Origin of the sequence: Minwuia thermotolerans (assembly GCF_002924445.1) — a bacterium.
GTDB classification, from domain to species: Bacteria; Pseudomonadota; Alphaproteobacteria; order Minwuiales; family Minwuiaceae; genus Minwuia; species Minwuia thermotolerans.
The window spans coordinates 188,826-211,019 of sequence record NZ_PIGG01000034.1 but is presented as its reverse complement, the minus strand read 5'-3'; the positions used below and the strand labels follow the sequence as shown (position 1 = coordinate 211,019).

Here is a 22,194-nt window from a genome sequence, read left to right as displayed (position 1 = left end):
GAGGACGATCCGGGCTCGCCAGACATGGTTCTGAGGGGCGTTCCGATCCCGGACGAGCGCCTCAAGACGAGAGCGGTCATCCGGAGAAACTTCGAAGCTGATACCCGTGCGCATGCCGCAGACTCGCACGCAAAGCCGACAAGGGGAATCCCCATCGGGACTCCACTGTCGGGTTCAATCCACTAGATACTGGTTGGCCAGAGCTCCAATGACGCCCGCCACTACCATACTGACAAGTGCCGTCACAACAAACGATGCCTTTTTTAATAAATATCTAGGCCATTTATCGGCTAATCTATCATAGAATTCTTCTGAAATATCTTGTGCATCCAAAAACGTAGTTGGAAATTTCGAAAGAGCTAGCTCTTGAACTTCAAACAAATACTCCTTCTTACTCCGATCATATGGTTTTGCACGAAATTCGTCAGAAATTACCCCGTGTTTAATAAATATAATTCTCATAAACTCATCTCCAACACGAATTGGAACTTCTTTAGATGAAAAATTAATTATCGCAGTACCGATGGGTCCCGAAAAATTCGGATCAATTATGCCTGTATTAAGTGCCAACAAACCATTCTTCGTCAGCGTCGTACGTAATGTTGCCAAACATGATACGTCCTCATTGCCTTTTCTGAACTCTTCCGAAGAAACAACCCAAATCATCTCCTTCGGTTTAATAGACCATGTCTTCCTAGTTGATCCAATCTCGAACAGCGACTCCTCTCGATCACCGACCGGGACAATTTGACCAATGGTCAGATAGTAGCTAGCATTCCGAAAATGCTTAGCTTGCGCACCGTTCAATAGGCTTCGGTCAAAAACCTGCTCACCAAGAAGTATCATTGGCTTTCTCGATACCATGAATATTGATCAAAACCATCTGTCAGAACCGACAAAATGGGACATTCGGTTTATGAAGTTGGCAGATTTTATCGCTGAATGGAGTGAAGATTCAAGCCGGAAAGTCGGCGCAATTATCGTAGGTCCAGCGAATGAAATTAGGAGCACAGGATTTAATGGCTTGGCTCGGGGGATAAACGCGACACCCCATCAAAGACATTCACGTGAAGATAATGAAAAATACTATTGGTATGAACATGCGGAGAGAAATTCTATATACAATATGGCGAGAGCTGGTATTAGCTCTGAAAATTGCCGAATCTATACATCACTGTTTCCATGCTCAGATTGCACTAGGGCAATTATTCAATCCGGTCTGGCTGAAATAATTACCCGCCTGCCACCCAATAGGGATGATTTCTTTTCACGAAGCCTGCAAATCTCTCTTGAAATGTTAAATGAAAGCCATGTCAGCGTCCGGTTCTTGAAGATCTGAATTCGTGAATCTGGGCATTTAGGGCGGGCCGGCCTGAAATCTGCTTCTGACAGACACGGAGCGGCGCTAGTCACTCGCCTGGGTCTCGGCCAGTTCGACGGGGACGCCGGGTTCGTACTTGGACTGCCGGATGCCGAGCGAAGTCTTCACGTGAGCGACGTTCGGGGCGGCGGTGAGTTCCGTCGTCAGGAAGTGCTGATAGGCTTCCCAGTCCTTCGCCACGACCTTCAGGATGAAGTCGATCTCGCCGGCCAGCATGGTGCACTCGCGCACCAGCGGCCAGTTGCGCACCCGGGTTTCGAACGCCTTGAGATCGTTCTCTGCCTGATTCTCCAGCCCCACCATGGCGAAGACCGTGACACCGAAGCCCAGCAGTTCGGGTGCGAGGTGGGCGTGATAGCCCTGGATGTAGCCGGCGTCTTCCAGAGCGCGCACCCGGCGCAGGCAGGGCGGCGCGGAGATACCGACCCGTCGGGCCAGTTCCACATTGGTGATCCGGCCGTCAGCCTGCAGATCGGCGAGGATCCGCCGGTCGATGCCGTCGAGCTTTACGCGCTGCATGAAAAGTACCCATCGGCCATTCTGCGCGCAACATTATTGCGTGGCGCGCGATTCCGCAACCGCGAAATCAGCATTCAGCGGGGATGGCGCAGCCAGCGCCAGGCGAAGGCCGCCCCCTCGCCCGCTGCGCGGCCCATCGCCGCGAGCCGCCCGGGCAGCGCCCTGATCTCCGCCCAGCGCCAGCGCATGAACGGACGCCACAGAACCGCGGCAATGGCGACGTTGATCAGCCCGGCATAGACCACGTCGAACAGGTAGTGGGAGCCGTTCAGCATCCGCAGCAGCCCCACCATCGCGCCGATCCAGAGCGTCACTTTCATCATCTGCCAGCGCCGGCGGCCGGAGGCGAACGCGAGCGGCAGGGCGATCAGGACGAAGCCCGCCGCGGCGTCGCCGGAGACGAAGGAGCAGTTCCGCTCGCATCCCTTCGCCGGCAGCACGGGCGGCTGATAGCGCGCCTCGCCGCCATACTCGACCGTCTGCATCGGCCGGGGCCGGTCGAAGCGGTCCTTGAGGATGTTGTTGGTGACCAGACCGAGTCCGAGACCCACGACCGCGCCGACATAGAGCAGCCGCCGGACCGTCAGCCAGCGGTGTCCCGGCATGCGGAAGCTGCGGACCGCCAGGGCGACCACAAGGGCGGCCAGCAGCCAGTAGAAGGCCGGACGGATATAGCCGTGAAAGGCCGTGCCGACCCAGGAATCGGTCAGCCAGAACTCGCCGCCGCCGAGATGGAAAAGTCCCGCCAACCAGTGATCGAGGGGCACATAGATCGCCACCGGCGCAAGCAACAGCCCCGCCACGAGGCAGATGTCGCGGATGCGGCCGAGGCCGGCGGCGCGCATCTTCATGCCGATGCCGCCAAGGGCGCGACGCCCCGGCGCGCCATGAAACCCTTCAGCCACCATGCGGTGAACCCGCCCAGCGCCGCGCCGGCGACGATGTCGGCGAAGAAGTGCGCCCCGATGGCGAGCCGGCCGAAGGAGCCCGCCACCGCCGCGCCGATGAAGAACCAGCGGAAGCGCGGAAACAGGACCGAAAGCGCCACTGCCGCCGAGAACAGCGTCGTGGCGTGGCCCGAGGGGAAGGACTGCAGCCGCCAGTCGAAGGCGAACAGGGTCCACTCCGCCGTCTCGCCGGGGCTCAGCGCCATGGGACGCGCGCGGCCGAAGACGGTCTTGAAGATGTTGGCGATGATGCCGGAGACCGAGACCGAGGCCAGAAGATAGGCGAGGCTGACCGTCCACCAGCGCAGACGGCGGCGGACTTCCGGATCGCCGGCCAGCCGGAACAGCAACAGACAGGCCAGCAGCCAGCAGGCGCTCGGCACGATGAACCACTTGCTGTCGCCCAGGTCCTCGACGGTCCGCAACGCCGTGGCCAGCATCCCCTGCGACTGATGCAGCTTCGTCGTCAGCCACAGGTCGAAGCCGGCCGAGCCGACGACCGCCGCCGCCAGGATGGCTTCGTAGAGCGCGATCTGCCAGGGCAGCAGGTAGCGGCCGCGGACCTCGGCCAGGCGGCGCTCCCCGGCCGCCAGAAGCGGGTTGGCCTCGCTCATTGCGGCCCTTCGCTGACATAGATCGTGATCGCCACCGGCCGTCCCCTGGCGTAGTTGAAGCCTGCAACCGTCTCCATCGCGACCACCTTGTGGCCCGTGGTCCCCAGCCGGTCAAGAAAGGCGTCCCGCTGGCGCGCTTCGACCGCGGCGACGCCGCACCGGGGATGGGCCGCCAGGTGGTCGGCCGCTTCCGCCCCGCCGCCCAGGACGGTGCGGGTTTCGGTCAGGAAGACCAGGCTCGGCTCGGTGAAGCCCGCACTGGCCAGCCAGGGGCGTTCGCAGCCGGCCCGCGCCGGCAGGGCCTCGACCAGGCGCGGGGCGATGAAGGCCGGCTCCAGAGACGGAAGGAAGCGCCCGAAGACCGCGCCCGAGAATACCATCGCCAGGAGGCCCAAACCGACCAGATGCCGCGCGGTCGCCCCGCCGACCGCCAGCCGGTAGCCGGCGTGCAGCGCCGCCAACAGCAGGATGCCCGCCAGCCAGGCCGCACCAAAGGGGAGGCCGATCTCGATTCCCATGACCGGCATTGCGAACGCCAGCGCCAGGGTGATCAGGCCCCAGAGGACGAAGGCGGTCCAGCGCCACCAGCGCGGCCCGGCCGGCTCCGCGTCGGCCAGCGCGGCGGCGGCGAGGATCGCCAGCGCCGGATAGGCCGGCAGCACGTAGTGGGCCAGCTTGGTCGGCGTCAGCGCGAAGACGACCCAGGTCAGCAGCGCCCAGCCGAGCAGCAGCAGCACCTCGCCGCGGCGGCGGCTGCGCCAGATCCAGGGCAGCGCCAGCAGGCCCAGCAGCGAGAACGGCCAGAAGGTCAGCGGCGCCAGCGCCAGATAGAGGCCCGGCGGGGCGCCGTGGCTCTCCTGCCCGCCGGCGACCTTGGCGAGCATGTCCTTGCCGATGGATTCGGCGAAGAAGCCGCCGTCGGTCGCCATGCCGATGGCGACGAACCATGGCGCGGCAACGATGGCGAACAGGAGCACACCTGTCAGCGGCCGCAGGCCCGCGATCCAGCCGAGGCCGCGCCGGCGCCAGCTTTCCGCCAGGCCGAGGCCCGCGACGGGCAGGAACAGGATCGGCCCCTTGATCAGGAAGCCGGCTCCGAGCGCCGCCCAGAAGCCATATGCGGAAAGCACCGCGCGGGCGCGTCCCTGTATGACGCGGACCATCAGCGCCAGTGCCGCGAGGGTGAACGCCAGCAGGGCCGCATCGGTTTTCGCCGTCCGCGCCTCCACGTTCAGCAGCACCGCCGCCGCCATGATCGCGGCCGCCGCGAAGCCCACGCCGGGGCCGAACAGCATGCCGCCGATGGCCGCGGTCAGCAGCACCGCGGCGACCGCCGAGACCAGCGACGGCAACCGGTAGGCCCAGATCGCCTGCCGCTCGCCCGTCAGGCTGACCGCCGCGGCCTGCAGCCAGTAGATGCCGGCCGGCTTCTTGTGGCGCGCCTGGTCCTGGAAGCGGATGTCGACCAGATCGCCGGTCTCCAGCATCTGCTTGGTCGCCTGGGCGAAGCGGCTCTCGTCGCGGTCGACGGGCGGGATCGAGAACAGGCCCGGCAGGAAGAAGGCCAGCGCCACGAGGGTCAGCAGGCCATAGCGCCAGCGCCTCGGCCAGGCGTCGATCCGGTTGATGATGGCAGCGGGGGTCATGCCGGCCATGGCCTGCCGCTCCCGCCTTGTACGAGGGTCCGGAGCGGCATCGCCGGGATCCGACAGGTCAGCCGGATGCACACGCGCGGGCGGGGATGACGGAAAGGGGACGCCCGGAGCATTCAGTCCGCGCCGGGAAAGCGGCGCTTCTCCCGCCAGATGAAGTAGATGTTGCGCGAATAGATGATGATGCCGGTCGACTGGCCCAGCATGATCACCGGATCCTCCCTGAGCACGGCGTAGATGAACATCAGGATCCCGCCTGCGATGGAGAAGTACCAGAACATCTCCGGGACGATGGAGCGGCGCGCACGTTCCGAGACGACCCACTGCACCGCGAAGCGCATGAAGAACATCGACTGCGCGATGACGCCGAAGACGACCAGCCAGGCCTCGATGCCCGTCATCCGGTCCCACCAGGCGAGTATCGCCTCCATCATCGCTCGATCTCCGTCGCCACGGGCGTGCGCGTCCGCGACCTGAGCCACGTGAAGGCCAGCAGGTCGAAGGCGCCGTCCAGCCCGCGCTTCCAGTTGGTGTACTTGGACGCGCCGGCGTCGCGCGCGCGGTCGCCCACCTCGACCGTCGCGGTCTGGCGGCCGTAGAGGCCGAACAGCGCCGGCATGAAACGGTGCATGGTCGCGAAGAAGGGCAGCGCGAGGTAGTTCTCCCGCCAGAAGGCCTTCAGGCCGCAGCCCGAATCCGGGCAATCGTCCTTCAGCGCCCACTGCCGCACCCGGTTGGCGAAACGGCTGGCCAGGCGGCGGCTGCCGGATGCCTTGCGCCCGGTGCGCCAGCCGTTGACCAGCGCCGGCTCCCCCGCCGGGCCGTCGGCGAGCGCCGCCAGCAGCTTCGGAATGTCCGCAGGCGGGTTCTGGCCGTCGCCGTCCATGGTCACGATGACTTCCGCCCGCGCCGCGCGCACGCCCGAACGCACGGCCGCGCTCTGGCCCGAACGGCGGTCATGGCGCAGCACCCTGAGCGCCGGCACCTGCGCCATGGCGGCGCGCAGTTCGTCCGCCGTCGCATCGTCGGAGCCGTCATCGATGACGATGATCTCCGCGGGCGGATCGTCGGTCAGTGTCTCGTGAATTTCCACGACCAGCCGGCCGATGTTGCCGGCCTCGTTCATCGCGGGGATCACGACCGAAAAAGCTGGCATGCGTCCCGTTCCGTCAAGAAGCCGCGCCTATGCCAGATTTACGCTGACGCGTCCATTGCGCCATTCGCCGGCGCGGCGGCCGAATTGACCTCCCCGGCAGCCGCGACAAGTGGCACACTGGCGGCGCGCAGGGGCCCGGGCCTAAAAGGGCCGCAATCCGGAAACCAACGTCACTGGGGGACAATCAGAATGGCGCGCAGGAAAATCGCACTGATCGGCGGCGGCAATATCGGCGGCACCCTCGCCCATCTCGCCGCGATGAAGCAGCTCGGCGACGTGGTCGTCTTCGACATCGTCGAAGGCGTGGCCAAGGGCAAGGCGCTGGACCTGGCGGAGAGCGCGCCGGTCGACGGCTTCAACGCCGTGCTCAAGGGCACCAAGTACTACAAGGACATCGAGGGCGCGGACGTCATCATCGTCACCGCGGGCATCCCGCGCAAGCCGGGCATGAGCCGCGACGACCTGCTGGAAACCAACATCAAGGTCATGAAGCAGGTCGGCGACGGCATCAGGCAGTACGCCCCGGACGCCTTCGTCATCTGCATCACCAACCCGCTCGACGCCATGGTCTGGGTGCTGCAGAAGGTCTGCGGCCTGCCCCACGCCAAGGTGGTCGGCATGGCCGGCGTGCTCGACTCGGCGCGTTTCCGCTTCTTCCTGGCCGAGGCGATGAACGTCTCGGTGGAGGACGTCACCGCCTTCGTGCTGGGCGGCCACGGCGACACCATGGTGCCGTCTACCCGCTACACCACCGTCGCCGGCATCCCCATGCCCGACCTGGTGAAGATGGGCTGGATCAGCCAGGACAAGCTGGACCAGATCGTCCAGCGCACCCGCGACGGCGGCGCCGAGATCGTCGGCCTGCTGGGCAACGGTTCGGCCTTCTACGCCCCGGCAACCTCGGCGATCCAGATGGCCGAGGCCTATCTCTTCGACGAAAAGCGCGTGCTGCCCTGCGCGGCGCACCTGACCGGCCAGTTCGGCGTCGACGACCTCTATGTCGGCGTCCCGGTGGTGATCGGCGACCAGGGCGTGGAGCGCATCGTCGAGATCGAGCTGACCGACGAGGAACAGGGCAACTTCAACAAGTCCGTCGAGGCGGTGAAGGGCCTCGTCGACGCGTGCAAGAAGATCGATAGCTCACTCGGTTGAATTCGGCGGCGTCGCTGGTTAGGTTGAGCCCCCGTCCGCGCCGGGGAGGCTGCGGACGGGTCGTCTTGTCTCGGAACCCGGGAACACCATGAACATTCACGAATATCAGGCGAAGGCGCTGCTGCGGAAGTACGGCGTCGCGACGCCGAACGGCAAGCCGGCCTTCACGGTCGACGAGGCGGTCAAGGCCGCCGAGGAACTGGGCGGGCCCGTGTGGGTCGTCAAATCGCAGATCCACGCGGGCGGACGGGGCGCCGGCCACTTCAAGGACAACCCCGACGGCAAGGGCGGCGTCCGCCTCTCCAAATCCGTCGACGAGGTCAGGACCAACGCCGGCGAGATGCTGAACAAGGTGCTGGTCACCAAGCAGACCGGCGAGGCGGGCAAGGAGGTCAAGCGCCTCTACGTCGAGGACGGCTGCGACATCGCCCGCGAGCTCTATCTCTCGGTCCTGCTCGACCGCGGCACCAGCGCCATCACCTTCATGGCCTCGGCCGAGGGCGGCATGGACATCGAGGACGTCGCGGAGAAGACGCCGGAGAAGATCCTGCGCGTGAAGGTCGATCCGGGCACCGGCATCTCCGGTTTCCACGCCCGCAGGATCGCCTTCTTCCTAGGTCTCGAGGGCGACCAGGTGAAATCGGCGACGAAGTTCATCACCGCGCTCTACAACGCCTTCGTCGATCTCGACGCCAGCCTGGTGGAGATCAACCCGCTGGTGGTCACCGGCGGCGGCGAGGTCATCGCGCTCGACGCCAAGATGAACTTCGACGACAACGCGCTCTACCGCCACAAGGACGTGGCCGAGCTCCGCGACGTCGAGGAAGAGGATCCGATGGAGGTCAAGGCCTCCGAATACGATCTCAACTACGTCAAGCTGGACGGCGAGATCGGCTGCATGGTCAACGGCGCGGGACTCGCCATGGCGACCATGGACATCATCAAGCTCTACGGTTCCGAGCCTGCCAACTTCCTGGACGTGGGCGGCGGCGCCACCAAGGAGAAGGTGACCGAGGCGTTCAAGATCATCCTGTCGGATCCCAACGTGAAGGGCATCCTGGTCAACATCTTCGGCGGCATCATGCGCTGCGACGTCATCGCCGAGGGCGTCGTCGCGGCGGCCCGGGAGGTTAAGCTGGACAAGCCGCTGGTGGTCCGCCTCGAGGGCACCAATGTCGAGCAGGGCAAACAGATCATGGCCGATTCGGGTCTGACGATCGTCGCCGCCGACAATCTGGCGGACGCCGCGGAAAAGGTCGTCAAGGCCGTGAAGGAGGCTGCGTAAATGGCGGTTCTGGTCAACAAGGACACCAAGGTCATCTGCCAGGGCTTCACCGGCAACCAGGGGACCTTCCATTCCGAGCAGGCGATCGCCTACGGCACGAAGATGGTCGGCGGCACCAGCCCGGGCAAGGGCGGTTCCGAGCATCTGGGCCTGCCCGTGTTCAACACCGTCGCCGAGGCGAAGGAGAGGACCGGCGCCGACGCCTCCGTGATCTACGTGCCGCCGCCGTTCGCGGCCGACGCGATCCTGGAAGCGATCGACGCCGGGATCGAGCTGATCACCTGCATCACCGAAGGCATTCCCGTGCTCGACATGGTGAAGGTCAAACACGCGCTGCAGCGGTCCGGCAGCCGCCTGATCGGGCCGAACTGCCCCGGCGTGATCACGCCCGACGAGTGCAAGATCGGCATCATGCCCGGCCACATCCACAAGCGCGGCAATGTCGGCATTGTCTCGCGCTCCGGCACGCTGACCTACGAGGCGGTGGCGCAGACCACGGCCGCGGGGCTGGGCCAGTCGACCTGCATCGGTATCGGCGGCGACCCGGTCAACGGCACCAACTTCATCGACTGCCTGGAGCTGTTCCTGGGCGACGACGAGACCGAATCGATCATCATGATCGGCGAGATCGGCGGCACCGCCGAGGAGGAGGCCGCGGAGTTCCTCAAGGCCTCCAAGGTGAAGAAGCCGGTGGTCGGCTTCATCGCCGGCGTGACCGCGCCGCCGGGCCGCCGCATGGGCCATGCGGGCGCCATCATCGCCGGCGGCAAGGGCGGCGCCGAGGACAAGATGGAGGCCATGCGTTCGGCCGGCATCACCGTCGCGGATTCGCCGTCGGCGCTGGGCACCACGCTGGTGGAGAAACTCAAGTCTTAACGGGGCGTCAATCGCAGCTATGCTAACCCGCCCCTTTGGAATGACGACAGAAGGGACGCGGGGGAAAGCCCCGCGCCGGGCACGAAATGGGTTCTGAGAATCTCGCCGCCGCTTTCCTGAACGGCACGAACTCCATTTTCATCGAGGAGCTCTACGAGAAGTATCTCGAAGATCCGACCTCCGTGGACGAGAGTTGGGCCGGCTTCTTCGACACCGTGGGCGACGAACTGGAGACGGTCCGGCGCGCCACCGACGGCGCGAGCTGGGGCGCGAAGAACGGCAGCCTGGAGGTCGATGACCCCTATGAGCTGCTCGGCCCCGCGGTCAAGGCGGCCGCACACGCCGAGACGCCGGTCGATTCCGAGCAGGCCCGGCAGGCGACGCTGGACAGCCTGCGCGCCCTGATGCTGATCCGCGCCTATCGCGTGCGCGGGCACCTGCAGGCCACGCTGGATCCGCTGGGTCTGGACCAGCCGATGGAGCATCCGGAGCTCAATCCGAAGACCTACGGCTTCGAAGACAAGGACATGGACCGCCCGATCTTTCTCGACAAGGTTCTCGGCATGGAAGCCGCGACCATGCGGGAAATCCTGGAGGTCGTGCAGAAGGTCTACTGCGGCACCCTGGCCGTCGAGTACATGCACATCCAGAGTCCGGAACAGAAATCCTGGATCCAGAACCGTATCGAGGGCCCGGACAAGGAAGTCACCTTCACCCTGATGGGCAAGAAGGCGATCCTGAACAAGATCGCCGAGGCCGAGGGCTTCGAGAACTTCATGAACGTGAAGTACACCGGCACCAAGCGCTTTGGCCTGGACGGCGGCGAAGCGCTGATGCCGGCGATGGAGGCGATCATCAAGCGCGGCGGCCAGCTCGGCGTGCAGGAGATCATCCTCGGCATGCCGCACCGCGGCCGCCTGAACGTGCTGACCAACGTGATGGGCAAGCCGTTCCGCGCCGTGTTCTCCGAGTTCCAGGGCAACGCCGCCAATCCCGATGACGTCCAGGGCTCGGGCGACGTCAAGTATCACCTCGGCACCTCGTCCGACCGCGAGTTCGACGGCAACAAGGTGCATCTGTCGCTGACCGCGAACCCGTCGCACCTGGAAGCGGTCGATCCGGTGGTCCTGGGCAAGGCACGGGCGAAGATCCGCCAGCTCGGGCCCAACAGTTCGCACAAGGTGCTGCCGATCCTGATGCATGGCGACGCCGCCTTCGCCGGCCAGGGCATCGTCGCGGAGTGCTTCGGCCTGTCCGGCCTGAAGGGCTACGCCGTCGGCGGCACGATCCATATCATCGTCAACAACCAGATCGGCTTCACAACCTCGCCGAAATACTCCCGCTCCTCGCCCTATCCGTCGGACGTGGGCAAGATGGTCGCCGCGCCGATCCTGCACGTGAACGGCGACGATCCGGAAGCGGTGGTGCACGCCGCCAAGATCGCCACGGAGTTCCGTCAGGAATTCGGCGTCGACGTGGTGCTCGACATGTTCTGCTATCGCCGACACGGCCATAACGAGGGCGACGAGCCCTCCTTCACGCAGCCGCTGATGTACCGCAAGATCGCCTCACACCCGACGACGCGCCAGATATACGCCCGGCGGCTGGTCGAGGACGGCGTGATGACCGAGGAGGAAGCCGACCAGATGGTTTCCGGCTTCCGCGAGTATCTGGAAGGCGAGTTCGAGGCGGCCAATTCCTTCCGGCCCAACAAGGCGGACTGGCTGGAGGGACGCTGGAGCGGCCTCTCCGTCGCGCCGCTCGGCGACCGCCGCGGGGCGACCGCGGTGCCGCTGGAAAAGCTGAAGGAGATCGGCGCAGGGCTGACCCATATTCCGGAGAACTTCAACGCCCACCGCACCATCAAGCGCCTGATGCAGGCCAAGCAGAAGATGTTCGAGACCGGCGAAGGCATCGACTGGGCCACCGCGGAGGCGCTCGCCTTCGGCAGCCTGGCGCTGGAGAACGTGCCCGTGCGGCTGTCGGGCCAGGATTCCGGCCGCGGCACCTTCAGCCAGCGCCATTCGGTTCTGGTCGACCAGGTGACCGAGGACCGTTACCAGCCGCTGAGCCACATCGCCAAGGAACAGGCAACCTTCGAGGTCATCGATTCCATGCTCTCGGAGGCCGCGGTGCTCGGCTTCGAATACGGCTTCTCGCTGGCAGAGCCCAACGCGCTGGTGCTGTGGGAAGCGCAGTTCGGCGACTTCGCCAACGGCGCCCAGGTGATCATCGACCAGTTCCTTTCCAACGGCGAGGCCAAGTGGCTGCGCATGTCGGGCCTGGTCATGCTGCTGCCGCACGGCCACGAAGGCCAGGGGCCCGAGCACAGCTCGGCCCGGCTGGAGCGCTATCTGCAGCTCTGCGCCGAGGACAACATGCAGGTCGCGAACTGCACCACGCCGGCGAACTACTTCCACATCCTGCGCCGCCAGGTTCACCGCGATTTCCGCAAGCCGCTGATTCTGATGACGCCCAAATCGCTGCTGCGCCACAAGCGTTGCGTATCGACCCTGGACGACTTCTCGACCGGTTCGTCGTTCCACCGGGTGCTCTACGAGGAGACCCTGCCGAGCGACAAGAAGAAAGCGAAGACCCTGATCCTGTGTTCGGGCAAGGTCTATTACGACCTGGTCGACAAGCGCGAGGAACTGGGCGCCGACGATGCGCACATCCTGCGCATCGAGCAGCTCTATCCCTATCCGACCAAGCCGCTGGTCGAAGAACTGAAACCCTACACGCATGTGGACCGGGTGATCTGGTGCCAGGAAGAGCCGCGCAACATGGGGGCGTGGCTGTTCGTCCAGAACTGGCTGGAGGAATGCTTCCAGCTGGCCGAAATGAAGAAGGTCAAGCGGCCCTGCTATGTGGGACGTCCGCCTTCGGCCTCGCCGGCCACGGGCCTTGCGAAGGTGCACCTGAAGGAGCAGGACATCCTCTGCACCAAGGCGCTCAAGGGCGAGCCCGCCGGCGCCAACCCGGAATACTGAAGACCAACAAGAGCACCGACGCGAAAGGCGCGACATGGCTGTTGAAATCAAGGTGCCCACGATGGGCGAGTCGATCACCGAGGCCACGGTCGGCCAGTGGTTCAAGAAGGAAGGCGACGCCGTCGCCGTCGACGATCCCCTCTGCGAACTGGAGACCGACAAGGTCACGCTGGAGGTGAATGCGACCTCGGCCGGCGCGCTGGCGGAGATCGTCGCCGAGGAAGGCGCTACCGTCGAGGTGGGCGCCCTGCTCTGCCGCATCGACGAAAGCGCCGAAGGCACGAAGTCAGAGGACAAGCCGAAGGCGAAGGACGAGGCGCCGAAGGAAGAGAAGAAGGCGGCCGACGACAAGCCGAAGCAGGACAAGGCGCCGGAGAAGAAGGACGCGGCGCCGAAAAGGCCGGCGAAGGATCTCGTGGCCATGGACTCCGCGAAGGCCCTGGCCGATGAGAAGGGCGTCAGCCTGGATGGCATCGAGGGTACCGGCAAGGACGGCCGCGTCACCCGCGCCGACGTCGCGCGCGCCATCGCCGAGGGCCGCGCGAAGCAGGCCGAACGGCAGCGGTCATCGTCGGGCGGCAGCCAGGCGGCGCTCGCGCCGGAGAGCATGCCCGGTTCCTCCGGGCCGCGGCCCGAAGAGGACCGCGAGGAGCGCGTGCGCATGTCGCGGCTGCGCCGCACCATCGCCCGGCGTCTGAAGGAGGCGCAGAACACCGCGGCCATGCTGACCACCTTCAACGAGGTGGACATGACCGAGGTTCTGGCGCTGCGCAGCGCCTACAAGGACGATTTCGAGAAGAAGCACGGCGTCCGGCTGGGCTTCATGGCCTTTTTCATCAAGGCCTGCATCGCGGCGCTGAAGGAACTGCCGGCGGTCAACGCCGAGATCGACGGCGACGACATCGTCTACAAGAACTACTATCACATCGGCGTCGCGGTCGGCACGCCGAACGGCCTGGTCGTTCCGGTGGTCCGGGACGCCGATCAGAAGTCCGTCGCCGGCATCGAAAGCACCATCGCGGATCTCGGCACGCGCGCCCGGGACGGCAAGCTGGGGCTGGACGAACTGCAGGGCGGCACCTTCACCATCTCCAATGGCGGGGTCTACGGCTCGCTGATGTCGACGCCGATCCTCAACCCGCCGCAATCCGGCATCCTGGGCATGCACAAGATCCAGCAGCGGCCGATGGAGGTCGGCGGCGAGATCAAGCTCCGGCCGATGATGTACCTGGCTCTCTCCTACGACCACCGCATCATCGACGGCCGCGAAGCGGTGCTGTTCCTGGTCAAGGTCAAGGAGAACCTGGAGGACCCGCGGCGGCTGATCCTGGATCTCTGACGGCGGCTGTCGCCGCGGAACGCCGGGGAGCGAATTGAACCCTCGCCAAGCGAGTGCGGGCAGGAGTGTGATACGATGAGTGACGACAAGCGCTACGATCTGGTGATCATCGGCGGCGGCCCGGGCGGCTACGTCGCCGCGATCCGCGCCGCGCAGAACGGCATGACGGTACTCTGCGTCGACAAGCGCGGGCGGCTGGGCGGCACCTGCCTCAATGTCGGCTGCATCCCCTCGAAGGCGCTGCTGCAGAGTTCCCATCTCTACGAGGAAGCGGCCGGCGAGCACTTCGCCGGGCACGGCATCAAGGCCAGTCCGAAGCTGGACCTGAAGACCATGCTGGGCCGCAAGGACGAGGTCGTCACCAGCCTGACCGACGGCATCGAGGGGTTGTTCAAGAAGTACAAGGTCGAGCTGGCTTATGGCTTCGGCAGGATCGTCGACCGGGAGACCGTCTCGGTGACGCCCAACGACAGGAAGAAGGCCTACGAGGTCAAGACGGACACGATCCTCATCGCCACCGGCTCCGACGTCGCCACGATCCCCAATGTCGAGATCGACGAGGAGCGCATCGTCTCGTCGACCGGCGCGCTGGACCTGAAGAAGGTGCCGAAGTCGATGATCGTCATCGGCGGCGGCTATATCGGACTGGAGCTGGGTTCCGTCTGGCGACGGCTCGGCGCCGAGGTGACCGTCGTGGAGTTCCTCGACCGCATCCTGCCCAACATGGACAGCGAGGTCTCCAAGCGCGCCAAGGTGCTGTTCTCCAAACAGGGCATCGAGTTCAAGGTCTCGACCAAGGTCACCGGCGCGGAAGCGCAGAAAACCCAGGTCAAGCTCACCGTCGAGCCCGCGAAGGGCGGCGACGCCGAGGAACTGAAGGCCGACGTCGTGCTGGTCGCGGTCGGCCGCCGGCCCTATACCGACGACCTCGGCCTCGAGGATCTCGGCATCGAGACCGAGAAGGGCTTCATTCCCGTCGACGAGCACTTCCAGACATCCGTACCCGGCGTCTTTGCGATCGGCGACTGCATTCCCGGGCCGATGCTGGCGCACAAGGCCGAGCATGAGGGCGCCATCGTCGCCGACTTCCTCGCCGGCGAGGCCGGGCACATCGACTACGACCGCGTACCGGGGGTCGTCTACACCTGGCCGGAGATCGCCTCCATCGGCCGCACCGAGGAACAGCTCAAGGAAGCGGACATCGCCTACAATGTCGGCAAGTTCCCCTTCTCCGCCAACTCCCGCGCCCGCTCGATTGGCGAGAAGTACGGCATGGTGAAGATCCTGGCCGACAAGGAAAGCGACCAGGTGCTGGGCGTCCACATCATCGGTCCCGACGCCGGCAACATGATCCACGAGGCCCTGGCCGTGATGGAGCTTGGCGGCACCGCCAGCGAGGTCGGCCACATGTGCCACGCCCACCCGACGCTGAACGAGGCGGTCAAGGAAGCCGCAATGGCGGTGCGGGGGCAGACCATCAACATGTGAGTGGGCCGATGATGCGCCTGGACCACGTCAATGTCCGCTGCACCGACCTGGAAGCGACCCGCCGCTTCTTCGAGGAAATCGTCGGCCTGCATGTCGGCGACCGCCCGGACTTCGCCTTCCCCGGCTACTGGCTCTATGCCGGCGGCCAGGCGGTGGTGCATCTGGTCGGCAGCGACCTGGCCGACGCCGCGCTGGGCAAGGGCACGGTGGACCATTTCGCCTTTCGCGGCGGCGACTATGACGGCCAGAAGGCGGCGATCGAACGCGCCGGCCTGAAGTACCGGGAGAACGACGTGCCGGGCCTGCCGCTCAGGCAGATCTTCGTCGCCGGTCCCGACGGCATGACCGTGGAACTCCAGTTCGAGACCGGCGGCTGAGTCCATCAGGACGAAGGGGGCTGGAGGCGTTCGTGCAGTTCCCTGCGCAATCGCCGGCGGCCGCGGCCGGAGCGGACCTGCGTCGTCACCACGCGGGTCGGCCGGAGACGCTCGTCCCGTCCCTCGCCTGTCAGGGCGAATTCGCGCTCCGCCGCGATCAGGCGCGACTGGGCCGCCGTGGTGCCGATCACCTTGATATCCATGCCCTCCACCTTGCCGTCGAGATCGACATGATCGGACTGGCGCACACGTTCGACGAATTCCCGGAAACTGCCCATGTCCGTGTACTCACCGGTCTTGAGCGGGCCCTGGTTTGTCGCTTCGGTAGGCCGGGCGAGCTGTTCGGGACTGAGTTCGCTCCGGTCGGTGACCACCGTCCTGTGTTCCTGTTCGCTGGTCCACACGGTCATGATGACGTCGACGATGAAGATCGGCTCGAATCCCAGATTGCTGACAAGGATGCGCGCATCCATCCCCGAGCCCGCGCCGCAGCTGATGACGATGTTGGGCCGCTTCTGGCGGCGGATGCTGGTCAGGAATATCTGCAGGTAGAGCACCCACACGGCGACCATCGCCGCCGTGAAGACGAGTTGGATGACCGTGCTGTTGGCCTGTAGCCAGTCGAGCATTTCCCCGGTTCCCTGCCGCCGGCGTCCGCGGTCACGGCACGCCGTTCCTGCCGGCCAGATTGTGATCGCGGTCCGGCGGTGAAACCCCGCCAGGCGGCGCGTACCAGGGAAAGCGTGAACCGGCCGTGCGCATGCGCCTGCCGGGACAGGCGCCGTGACCACTGTCACATTTTTCCGAATAGCCGGTGACGCATGACTGTTGACCGAAGGAACCGCTGCATTCGGGCGCGGTCGTACTCGCATTTTCACTGGGCGTGTGATGCTGGCGAAACCTGACGACGGCAAGATCAGGGACACCGTGGCCGAGGCGCAGGACCGACTGCGCTCGGAGGTCACGCAGGCCGCCCTGCGCTACTGGCTGTCGACCCGCGGCGAGCGCATCTGGCCCCGGCGGGAGGATTTCGACCCGGCCGAGGTCAAGCACCTGCTGCCCAATCTTGCCGTGCTCTCGGTCGAACGCAATCCGGTCGACTTCGTCTACCGCCTCACCGGTACCGATGTGGACGCGCACATGGGCGGCAACCTCAAGGGCCGGCAGGTGGGCGAAATCCCGAACCAGCGGGCGCCGAGCGCCTACTGGACGACCCTGCTCGCCACCGCCGAAACCGGTCTGCCGCAGGCCAGGGAGATCGCCTACGCCAATGCGCGCGGGGACTTCCGCTCCTGCGAGGTCATCGGCCTGCCCTATTCGACCCACGGCCAGTCCATCGACCGGGTCATCGTCGCCTTCGAATTCCGCCGCCTGGACGACAGCTGAACCCGGCCCGGCTCAGCCGGCGTTCTCCAGGCGCTCCGCCGCCTCCATCCAGCGCTGTTCCGCCTCGGCCACCGCGCGTTCGGCCGCGGCCTTGAGACGGTTGAGCTCCGCCTGTTTCTCCGGCGGGCCCCGGTAGATCTCCGGATCGTGCAGATGCGCCTCGATGCGGCGGATCTGCGCCGTCAGCGTCTCGATGTCCTTCTCGGCCTTGCGCATCGACTTGCGCAGCGGCGACAGCTCGGCGCGGGCGTCCGCGGCCTTCTTGCGCGCTTCGCGCCGGTTCGGCTTCGCCGCGCCCTCCCTGGCCGCGCGGTCGGGGCGCGCGGCCTCCGCCGCCTCCGACAGCGCCAGGCGCTTGTAGTCGTTCATGTCGCCCTCGAACGCCTCCACGCTGCCGCCGGCGACCAGCCAGAGCCGGTCCGCCACGGCCTCGACCAGGTGGCTGTCATGGCTGACCAGGATCACCGCGCCGCCGAAGGCGTTGAGCGCCTGAACCAGCGCCTGGCGGCTGTCGATGTCGAGATGGTTGGTCGGCTCGTCCAGGATGATCAGATGCGGCTCCCCCTGCGCCATCAGGCAGAGCGCCAGCCTGGCCTTCTCGCCGCCCGACATTTCGGCGGCCGGCGTCTCGACGCGTTTGTGGTCGAGGCCGAAGCCGTCCAGCCGCGTGCGCAGCACCGTCTCGCTGTCATAGGGGCGCAGTTCCCGTATGTGGTCCAGCGCCGTCCGGCCGGGTTTCAGATCCTCGATCTGGTGCTGGGCGAAGAAACCGATCTTCAGCTTCGAGGACCGGCTGACCCTGCCCGCTTCCGCCTGCAGCCGCCCGGCGATCAGCTTGGCCAGCGTCGACTTGCCGTTGCCGTTGGCACCCAGCAGGGCGATGCGATCGTCATCGTCGAGCCGGAGACTCACGCGCCGCAGCACCGGCCGCCCCGGCTCGTAACCGACATCGACGTTCTCCATGGAGATGATCGGCGGCGCCAGCCGTTGCGGTTCGGCGAACGGAAAGCGCGGCGCGCGCGCCTCGACCACTGCAGCGATGGGCTGCATCTTCGCCAGCATCTTCAGGCGGCTCTGCGCCTGGCGCGCCTTGGAGGCCTTGTAGCGGAACCGGTCGACGAAGGACTGAATGTGCGCGCGCTCGGCGGCCTGTTTGTTGGCCAGGTCCGCCTGCTGGCGCTGGGCCATGCGGCGTCGCTCCTCGAAGCTGTCGTAGTTGCCCGCGTAGAGCGTCAGGCCGAGCTGGTCGAGATGGAGGATATCGGTGACGGCGCGGTTCAGCAGATCCCGGTCGTGGCTGACGATGATGACCGTGTGCCGGTATTTCTGCAGGAAGTCCTCCAGCCAGAGCGTCGATTCCAGGTCGAGATGGTTGGTCGGTTCGTCCAGCAGCAGGATCTCCGGCTCCGCGAACAGCGCCGCGGCCAGCGCGATGCGCATGCGCCAGCCGCCGGAGAATGCGCTGCAGGGCTGGTCCTGACGGTCGGCGTGAATGCCGAGACCATCGAGAATGGTGGCGGCGCGCGCCGGCGCGGCATGCGCCCCGATGTCGGTGAGCCGGGTCTGGATGTCGGCAATGCGGTGCGGGTCCGTCGCCGTCTCGGCCTCCGCCAGCAGATCGGCGCGCTCGGTATCGGCTGCCAGCACCGCCTCGATCGCCGGCATGGGCCCGGTCGGCGCCTCCTGCGCGACCGTGCCGATCTTCGAGCCGCGCGGAGTCTCGATCGAACCGGAGTCCATCGCCACTTCGCCCATGATGGCGCGCAGCAGCGTCGTCTTGCCGGTGCCGTTGGGCCCGACCAGCCCGGCGCGGTGACCGGTGGCGATGCGTGCGGTCGCGCCCTCCAGCAGCGTCCGCCCGGCGATGCGGATCGTGATGTCTTCCAGTACAAGCATGGGGCGCTTCCATAGCGCAATCGGCGGCGCGGCGCATCGCCGCTGTTGGCCGCAGAGGACGGTGCGGCTATAAGCCGGGCGTCATTCTTTCGCGGCCGATCCGGCACGGGCGGCGCGAGTTCTCAACGCGACCCGAACCGAACGAGGGGTAGGACCATGGCCACCGAACGCACGCTCTCCATCATCAAGCCCGACGCGACCCGCCGCGACCTGACCGGCAAGATCAACGCCATGATCGAGGGCGCGGGCCTGAAGATCATCGCCCAGCGCCGCATCCGCCTGACCCGGGAGCAGGCCGAGGGCTTCTACGACGTCCACCGGGAGCGCCCGTTCTTCGGTTCGCTCTGCGATTTCATGACCTCCGGACCGGTTGTCGTGCAGGTGCTGGAAGGCGACGACGCCGTCGTCCGCTACCGCGAGGTCATGGGCAAGACCAACCCGGCCGAGGCCGACGAAGGCACCATCCGCAAGGCATTCGCGGAATCCATCGAGGCCAACTCGGTGCACGGTTCCGACAGCCCGGAGAACGCCGCCAACGAGATCGCCTACTTCTTCGCCACGGTCGACATCGTCGGCTGAGGCGGCGCAGGCGGGCCGGGGATGGCCGGGCTGGCCAGCCCGCCGTCTCCGCACGCCAGTCTCGGACACGCCACCAGATTCGGCGATCCGGTCTTGTATCGACGAATCCAGCGGAGTACGGGTCAGCAACGAACTGCAATTTGGATCAATTGTTGCCGGCTCACTAGGCTTCGGTGTCGTTGCCCTCATAGTAGGAGGCAACCTCATCACGCAGTGGTTTCAATGCGCGCCAAATGAGTATCGCCGCATTGTCGAAGAAATTCATTACGCCGGGATTATCAAAAACACTAAAAGTTTGATTAATTTCATATAATTGCTTCGGCTTAATATTTCTTCTGCCCTCACCATCGACAAGTTCACGCTTCATATGGATTGCGCCCATATAGTTAGCTAGAAATAAAATACAATCTCTGGATGTAATCGGTCTGCGAGCCAGCACACCAACTGGCGTATCTAAATATTCGTTCAAATAATATGGCGCATGGAAGAAACCAGGCGGATGTGATTTTTCCGTAATTGGGATCGCGCATTTTTTCACATTGTTGGGAATTACAATATTAGAGTCTTGTTTTGGATTCCCACTCATTGGCTCAGGACAAAGCACCAGCAGAGGTGTTTGATATCGTTCAGACACCCACTCGGCCAAACCATCATGAACAAGACTTCTAAAATAACTCGCCATATCTAACCGGATCATCATGGTTCGGTCCGGTCGATTACCGAGTTCAGCTATTTTATCTGTCTTGTAGACAAATACCTCATCAATATATTCCTTGGGAAGCTCTACCATTGGTTAACTGTCGCCCCATTCCTCGATCAGGGGCTTCCAGGCCAGCGCGTCCTCGGGGCCGCGGAGGGCTGACTTCAGTCCCGCCATGGCGGAGACCGGCACCGTGACCCGTCCGACGCCGAGACGGGCGAGCCCGTCCAGTTCCTTCGGGTCTTCCGGCATGGAGACGGTGATCTCCACCGAGGCCGGATCGCGCCCAGCCTCTTCGGCCGTCTTCCGCGCCAGATCGATCAGATCGACGGGCGCGCCGCGGGCGGGGAAGAAACCGTCGCCCAGCCGGCCCGCGCGCCGCGCTGCCGCTTTCGAATGGCCGCCGACGACGATCGGCACGTGGCGCTTCGGCGGCCTGGGCTCGCAGTAGAGCGGATCGAAGCGGATGTGTTCGCCCTGAAACTCGGCGGGGCTGTCGACCCAGAGCCGGCGCAGGGCCCGGATCGCTTCGTCGGTGACCGGGCCCCGCGCCTCGAAGGGTGCGTCCAGGGCGCGGAATTCCTCCGGCATCCAGCCGACGCCGACGCCGAGGACGATGCGTCCGCCGGCCATGTGATCCAGCGTCGCCACCTGCTTGGCGACGTGCACCGGCTTGTGCTGCGGCAGGATCAGGATGCCGGTCGCCAGCTTGATCCGGCTGGTGCGGGCGGCGACCCAGGCCATCCAGATCAGCGGATCCGGCAGATCGATGTCTTCGGTCCCGCCGGCCATGCGGCCGCCTTCGGCATAGGGGTAGTTGGGCTGATAGCCCTTCGGCACGACCGTATGTTCGACGGTCCAGAGACTCTCGAACCCCGCCTCCTCGGCCGCCTCGGCCAGTTCAACGGCGCGGACCGGGTCCACATAGGGCCCGGTGTTGCAGTATCTCAGTCCGAACTTCATGTCGCTGCTCCCCTTGCCCGGTGTCAGGCCGCCCAGTCTTCCAGAAAACCCTTCCACGACAGAACCTCTTCGGGACTCGCGACCGCCGTCCGCATGCCGGTGACCGCCGAGACCGGCACCGTCACCCGGTCCACGCCCATCTTCCGGTAGTCGGAGAGCTCGGCCGAATCGTCGGGCAGGGAGGCCGTGCTCTCGATGCCTGCCGGGTCGCGTCCCGCTTCCTCCGCCGCCTGCCGGGCGATCCGGAACAGGTCCGCCGGCGCCCCGCGCGCGGGGAAATAGCCGTCGCCCAGCCGCCCGGCGCGGCGCGCGGCTGCTTTGGTGTGGCCGCCGACGATGATCGGAATGTGCCCGCCCGCCGGTCGCGGCTCGCAGTAGAGCGGCGGGAAATCGACATGGGCGCCATGGAACTCGGCCGGACTGTCGGCCCAGAGCCGCCGCAGGGCCTGGATCGCCTCGTCGGCGAACCGGCCCCGGTGCTCGAACGACGCGCCCAGCGCCTCGAATTCCTCCGGCATCCAGCCGACGCCGACGCCCAACATGAAGCGCCCGCCGGCCAGCCGGTGCAGGGTGGCGGCCTGCTTGGCGACGTGCAGCGGCTTGTGCTGCGGCAGGATCAGAATGCCGGTCGCGACATTGATGCGGCTGGTGCGCGCGGCGACGAAGCTCAGCCAGACGATCGGGTCGGGCATGTCCACATCCTCGACGCCGCCGGCCATCTTGCCGCCCTCCACCTGCGGCGCATTGGGCGCATAGCCCCTGGGCACGACGGTGTGCTCGATGGCCCACAGGCTCTCGAAGCCCGCTTCCTCCGCCGCCTCGGCCAGCTCGATCGCCGGGCCCGGTTCGACGAACGCGCCCGTGTTGCAGAATCTAAGTCCGAATTTCATGCCG

22 protein-coding genes and 1 pseudogene are annotated in these 22,194 nt (G+C 65.5%); 10 read left to right on the top strand and 13 right to left on the bottom strand.

From position 1 onward, the window contains the following. Together CWC60_RS11700 and CWC60_RS11695 are read right to left on the bottom strand one after the other, a co-directional pair. Positions 1–114 (bottom strand): annotated as a pseudogene (locus tag CWC60_RS11700) (IS630 family transposase); the annotation flags it as partial. Between the two features lie 60 nt (positions 115–174). After that, entirely contained in the window at positions 175–846 is a 672-nt protein-coding gene (locus CWC60_RS11695) for a dCTP deaminase/dUTPase family protein (protein ID WP_164516504.1), read from the bottom strand. 16 nt (positions 847–862) lie between these two features. Here CWC60_RS11695 and CWC60_RS11690 point away from each other — a divergent pair, with 16 nt between their 5' ends. Beyond that, complete coding sequence (locus tag CWC60_RS11690) at positions 863–1,339, top strand: deoxycytidylate deaminase (RefSeq protein WP_109794175.1); 477 nt, start codon at positions 863–865, stop codon at positions 1,337–1,339. A gap of 66 nt (positions 1,340–1,405) precedes the next feature. On the opposite strand, the gene CWC60_RS11685 is transcribed toward CWC60_RS11690, so the two are convergent. The 6 genes from CWC60_RS11685 to CWC60_RS11660 form a co-directional block, all read right to left on the bottom strand. Continuing rightward, positions 1,406–1,900 (bottom strand): Lrp/AsnC family transcriptional regulator, encoded by a 495-nt coding sequence (locus tag CWC60_RS11685; RefSeq protein WP_109794174.1) that lies wholly within the window; start codon positions 1,898–1,900, stop codon positions 1,406–1,408. A gap of 74 nt (positions 1,901–1,974) precedes the next feature. Beyond that, positions 1,975–2,751: a phosphatase PAP2 family protein gene (locus CWC60_RS11680; protein ID WP_164516503.1), complete on the bottom strand. Its 777-nt coding sequence runs from the start codon at positions 2,749–2,751 to the stop codon at positions 1,975–1,977. Then, complete coding sequence (locus CWC60_RS11675; protein ID WP_109794172.1) at positions 2,748–3,461, bottom strand: phosphatase PAP2 family protein; 714 nt, start codon at positions 3,459–3,461, stop codon at positions 2,748–2,750. Before CWC60_RS11675 ends, CWC60_RS11680 begins: the two co-directional genes overlap by 4 nt. Further along, positions 3,458–5,116, bottom strand: coding sequence for an ArnT family glycosyltransferase (locus CWC60_RS11670; RefSeq protein ID WP_109794171.1), 1,659 nt, complete (start codon positions 5,114–5,116; stop codon positions 3,458–3,460). The genes CWC60_RS11675 and CWC60_RS11670 overlap by 4 nt, the downstream gene beginning before the upstream one ends. A gap of 113 nt (positions 5,117–5,229) precedes the next feature. Then, positions 5,230–5,547, bottom strand: a complete 318-nt coding sequence (locus CWC60_RS11665) for a lipid-A-disaccharide synthase N-terminal domain-containing protein (protein ID WP_206419899.1) — start codon at positions 5,545–5,547, stop codon at positions 5,230–5,232. Next, positions 5,544–6,269 carry a glycosyltransferase family 2 protein gene (locus CWC60_RS11660; protein WP_109794170.1) on the bottom strand — a complete coding sequence of 242 codons (726 nt, stop codon included), beginning with the start codon at positions 6,267–6,269 and terminating at the stop codon, positions 5,544–5,546. Before CWC60_RS11660 ends, CWC60_RS11665 begins: the two co-directional genes overlap by 4 nt. 189 nt (positions 6,270–6,458) lie before the next feature. On the opposite strand from CWC60_RS11660, the gene mdh reads away from it, so the two are divergent. From mdh to CWC60_RS11625, 7 genes are all read left to right on the top strand, one after another. After that, the gene (gene mdh / locus CWC60_RS11655) at positions 6,459–7,421 is read left to right on the top strand and encodes a malate dehydrogenase (RefSeq protein ID WP_109794169.1); all 963 of its coding nucleotides are present in this window, start codon (positions 6,459–6,461) and stop codon (positions 7,419–7,421) included. Between the two features lie 88 nt (positions 7,422–7,509). Further along, positions 7,510–8,706 carry an ADP-forming succinate--CoA ligase subunit beta gene (gene sucC / locus CWC60_RS11650; RefSeq protein WP_109794168.1) on the top strand — a complete coding sequence of 399 codons (1,197 nt, stop codon included), beginning with the start codon at positions 7,510–7,512 and terminating at the stop codon, positions 8,704–8,706. Next, entirely contained in the window at positions 8,707–9,582 is an 876-nt protein-coding gene (gene sucD / locus CWC60_RS11645) for a succinate--CoA ligase subunit alpha (RefSeq protein ID WP_109794167.1), read from the top strand. An 86-nt stretch (positions 9,583–9,668) separates the two neighbouring features. After that, positions 9,669–12,572 (top strand): 2-oxoglutarate dehydrogenase E1 component, encoded by a 2,904-nt coding sequence (locus tag CWC60_RS11640; protein WP_109794166.1) that lies wholly within the window; start codon positions 9,669–9,671, stop codon positions 12,570–12,572. Positions 12,573–12,606: 34 nt separating this feature from the next. After that, entirely contained in the window at positions 12,607–13,911 is a 1,305-nt protein-coding gene (odhB, locus tag CWC60_RS11635; RefSeq protein ID WP_109794165.1) for a 2-oxoglutarate dehydrogenase complex dihydrolipoyllysine-residue succinyltransferase, read from the top strand. A gap of 75 nt (positions 13,912–13,986) precedes the next feature. Next, complete coding sequence (lpdA, locus tag CWC60_RS11630) at positions 13,987–15,399, top strand: dihydrolipoyl dehydrogenase (RefSeq protein ID WP_109794164.1); 1,413 nt, start codon at positions 13,987–13,989, stop codon at positions 15,397–15,399. Positions 15,400–15,407: 8 nt separating this feature from the next. After that, entirely contained in the window at positions 15,408–15,776 is a 369-nt protein-coding gene (locus CWC60_RS11625; protein WP_109794163.1) for a VOC family protein, read from the top strand. Between the two features lie 5 nt (positions 15,777–15,781). Here the strand turns inward: CWC60_RS11625 and CWC60_RS11620 are convergent, their stop codons facing one another. Continuing rightward, a complete protein-coding gene (locus CWC60_RS11620; protein ID WP_109794162.1) occupies positions 15,782–16,405 on the bottom strand; it encodes a hypothetical protein in 624 nt (207 codons plus the stop codon). Between the two features lie 259 nt (positions 16,406–16,664). Here CWC60_RS11620 and CWC60_RS11615 point away from each other — a divergent pair, with 259 nt between their 5' ends. Further along, entirely contained in the window at positions 16,665–17,162 is a 498-nt protein-coding gene (locus tag CWC60_RS11615) for a PAS domain-containing protein (protein ID WP_109794161.1), read from the top strand. A 12-nt stretch (positions 17,163–17,174) separates the two neighbouring features. Here the strand turns inward: CWC60_RS11615 and CWC60_RS11610 are convergent, their stop codons facing one another. After that, on the bottom strand, positions 17,175–19,058 hold the full coding sequence (locus CWC60_RS11610; RefSeq protein WP_109794160.1) for an ABC-F family ATP-binding cassette domain-containing protein: 1,884 nt from the start codon (positions 19,056–19,058) through the stop codon (positions 17,175–17,177). Between the two features lie 156 nt (positions 19,059–19,214). Here CWC60_RS11610 and ndk point away from each other — a divergent pair, with 156 nt between their 5' ends. Next, positions 19,215–19,637 (top strand): nucleoside-diphosphate kinase, encoded by a 423-nt coding sequence (gene ndk, locus CWC60_RS11605; protein WP_109794159.1) that lies wholly within the window; start codon positions 19,215–19,217, stop codon positions 19,635–19,637. A gap of 163 nt (positions 19,638–19,800) precedes the next feature. Here the strand turns inward: ndk and CWC60_RS23270 are convergent, their stop codons facing one another. Genes CWC60_RS23270 through CWC60_RS11595 form a run of 3 tightly spaced genes read right to left on the bottom strand, consistent with a single transcriptional unit; the run spans position 19,801 to position 22,190 of the window. Then, complete coding sequence (locus CWC60_RS23270; RefSeq protein ID WP_125182772.1) at positions 19,801–20,427, bottom strand: hypothetical protein; 627 nt, start codon at positions 20,425–20,427, stop codon at positions 19,801–19,803. A gap of 3 nt (positions 20,428–20,430) precedes the next feature. Then, positions 20,431–21,300 (bottom strand): LLM class F420-dependent oxidoreductase, encoded by an 870-nt coding sequence (locus tag CWC60_RS11600; protein ID WP_109794158.1) that lies wholly within the window; start codon positions 21,298–21,300, stop codon positions 20,431–20,433. Positions 21,301–21,323: 23 nt separating this feature from the next. Beyond that, on the bottom strand, positions 21,324–22,190 hold the full coding sequence (locus CWC60_RS11595; RefSeq protein ID WP_109794157.1) for an LLM class F420-dependent oxidoreductase: 867 nt from the start codon (positions 22,188–22,190) through the stop codon (positions 21,324–21,326). Between the last annotated feature and the right edge of the window lie 4 nt (positions 22,191–22,194).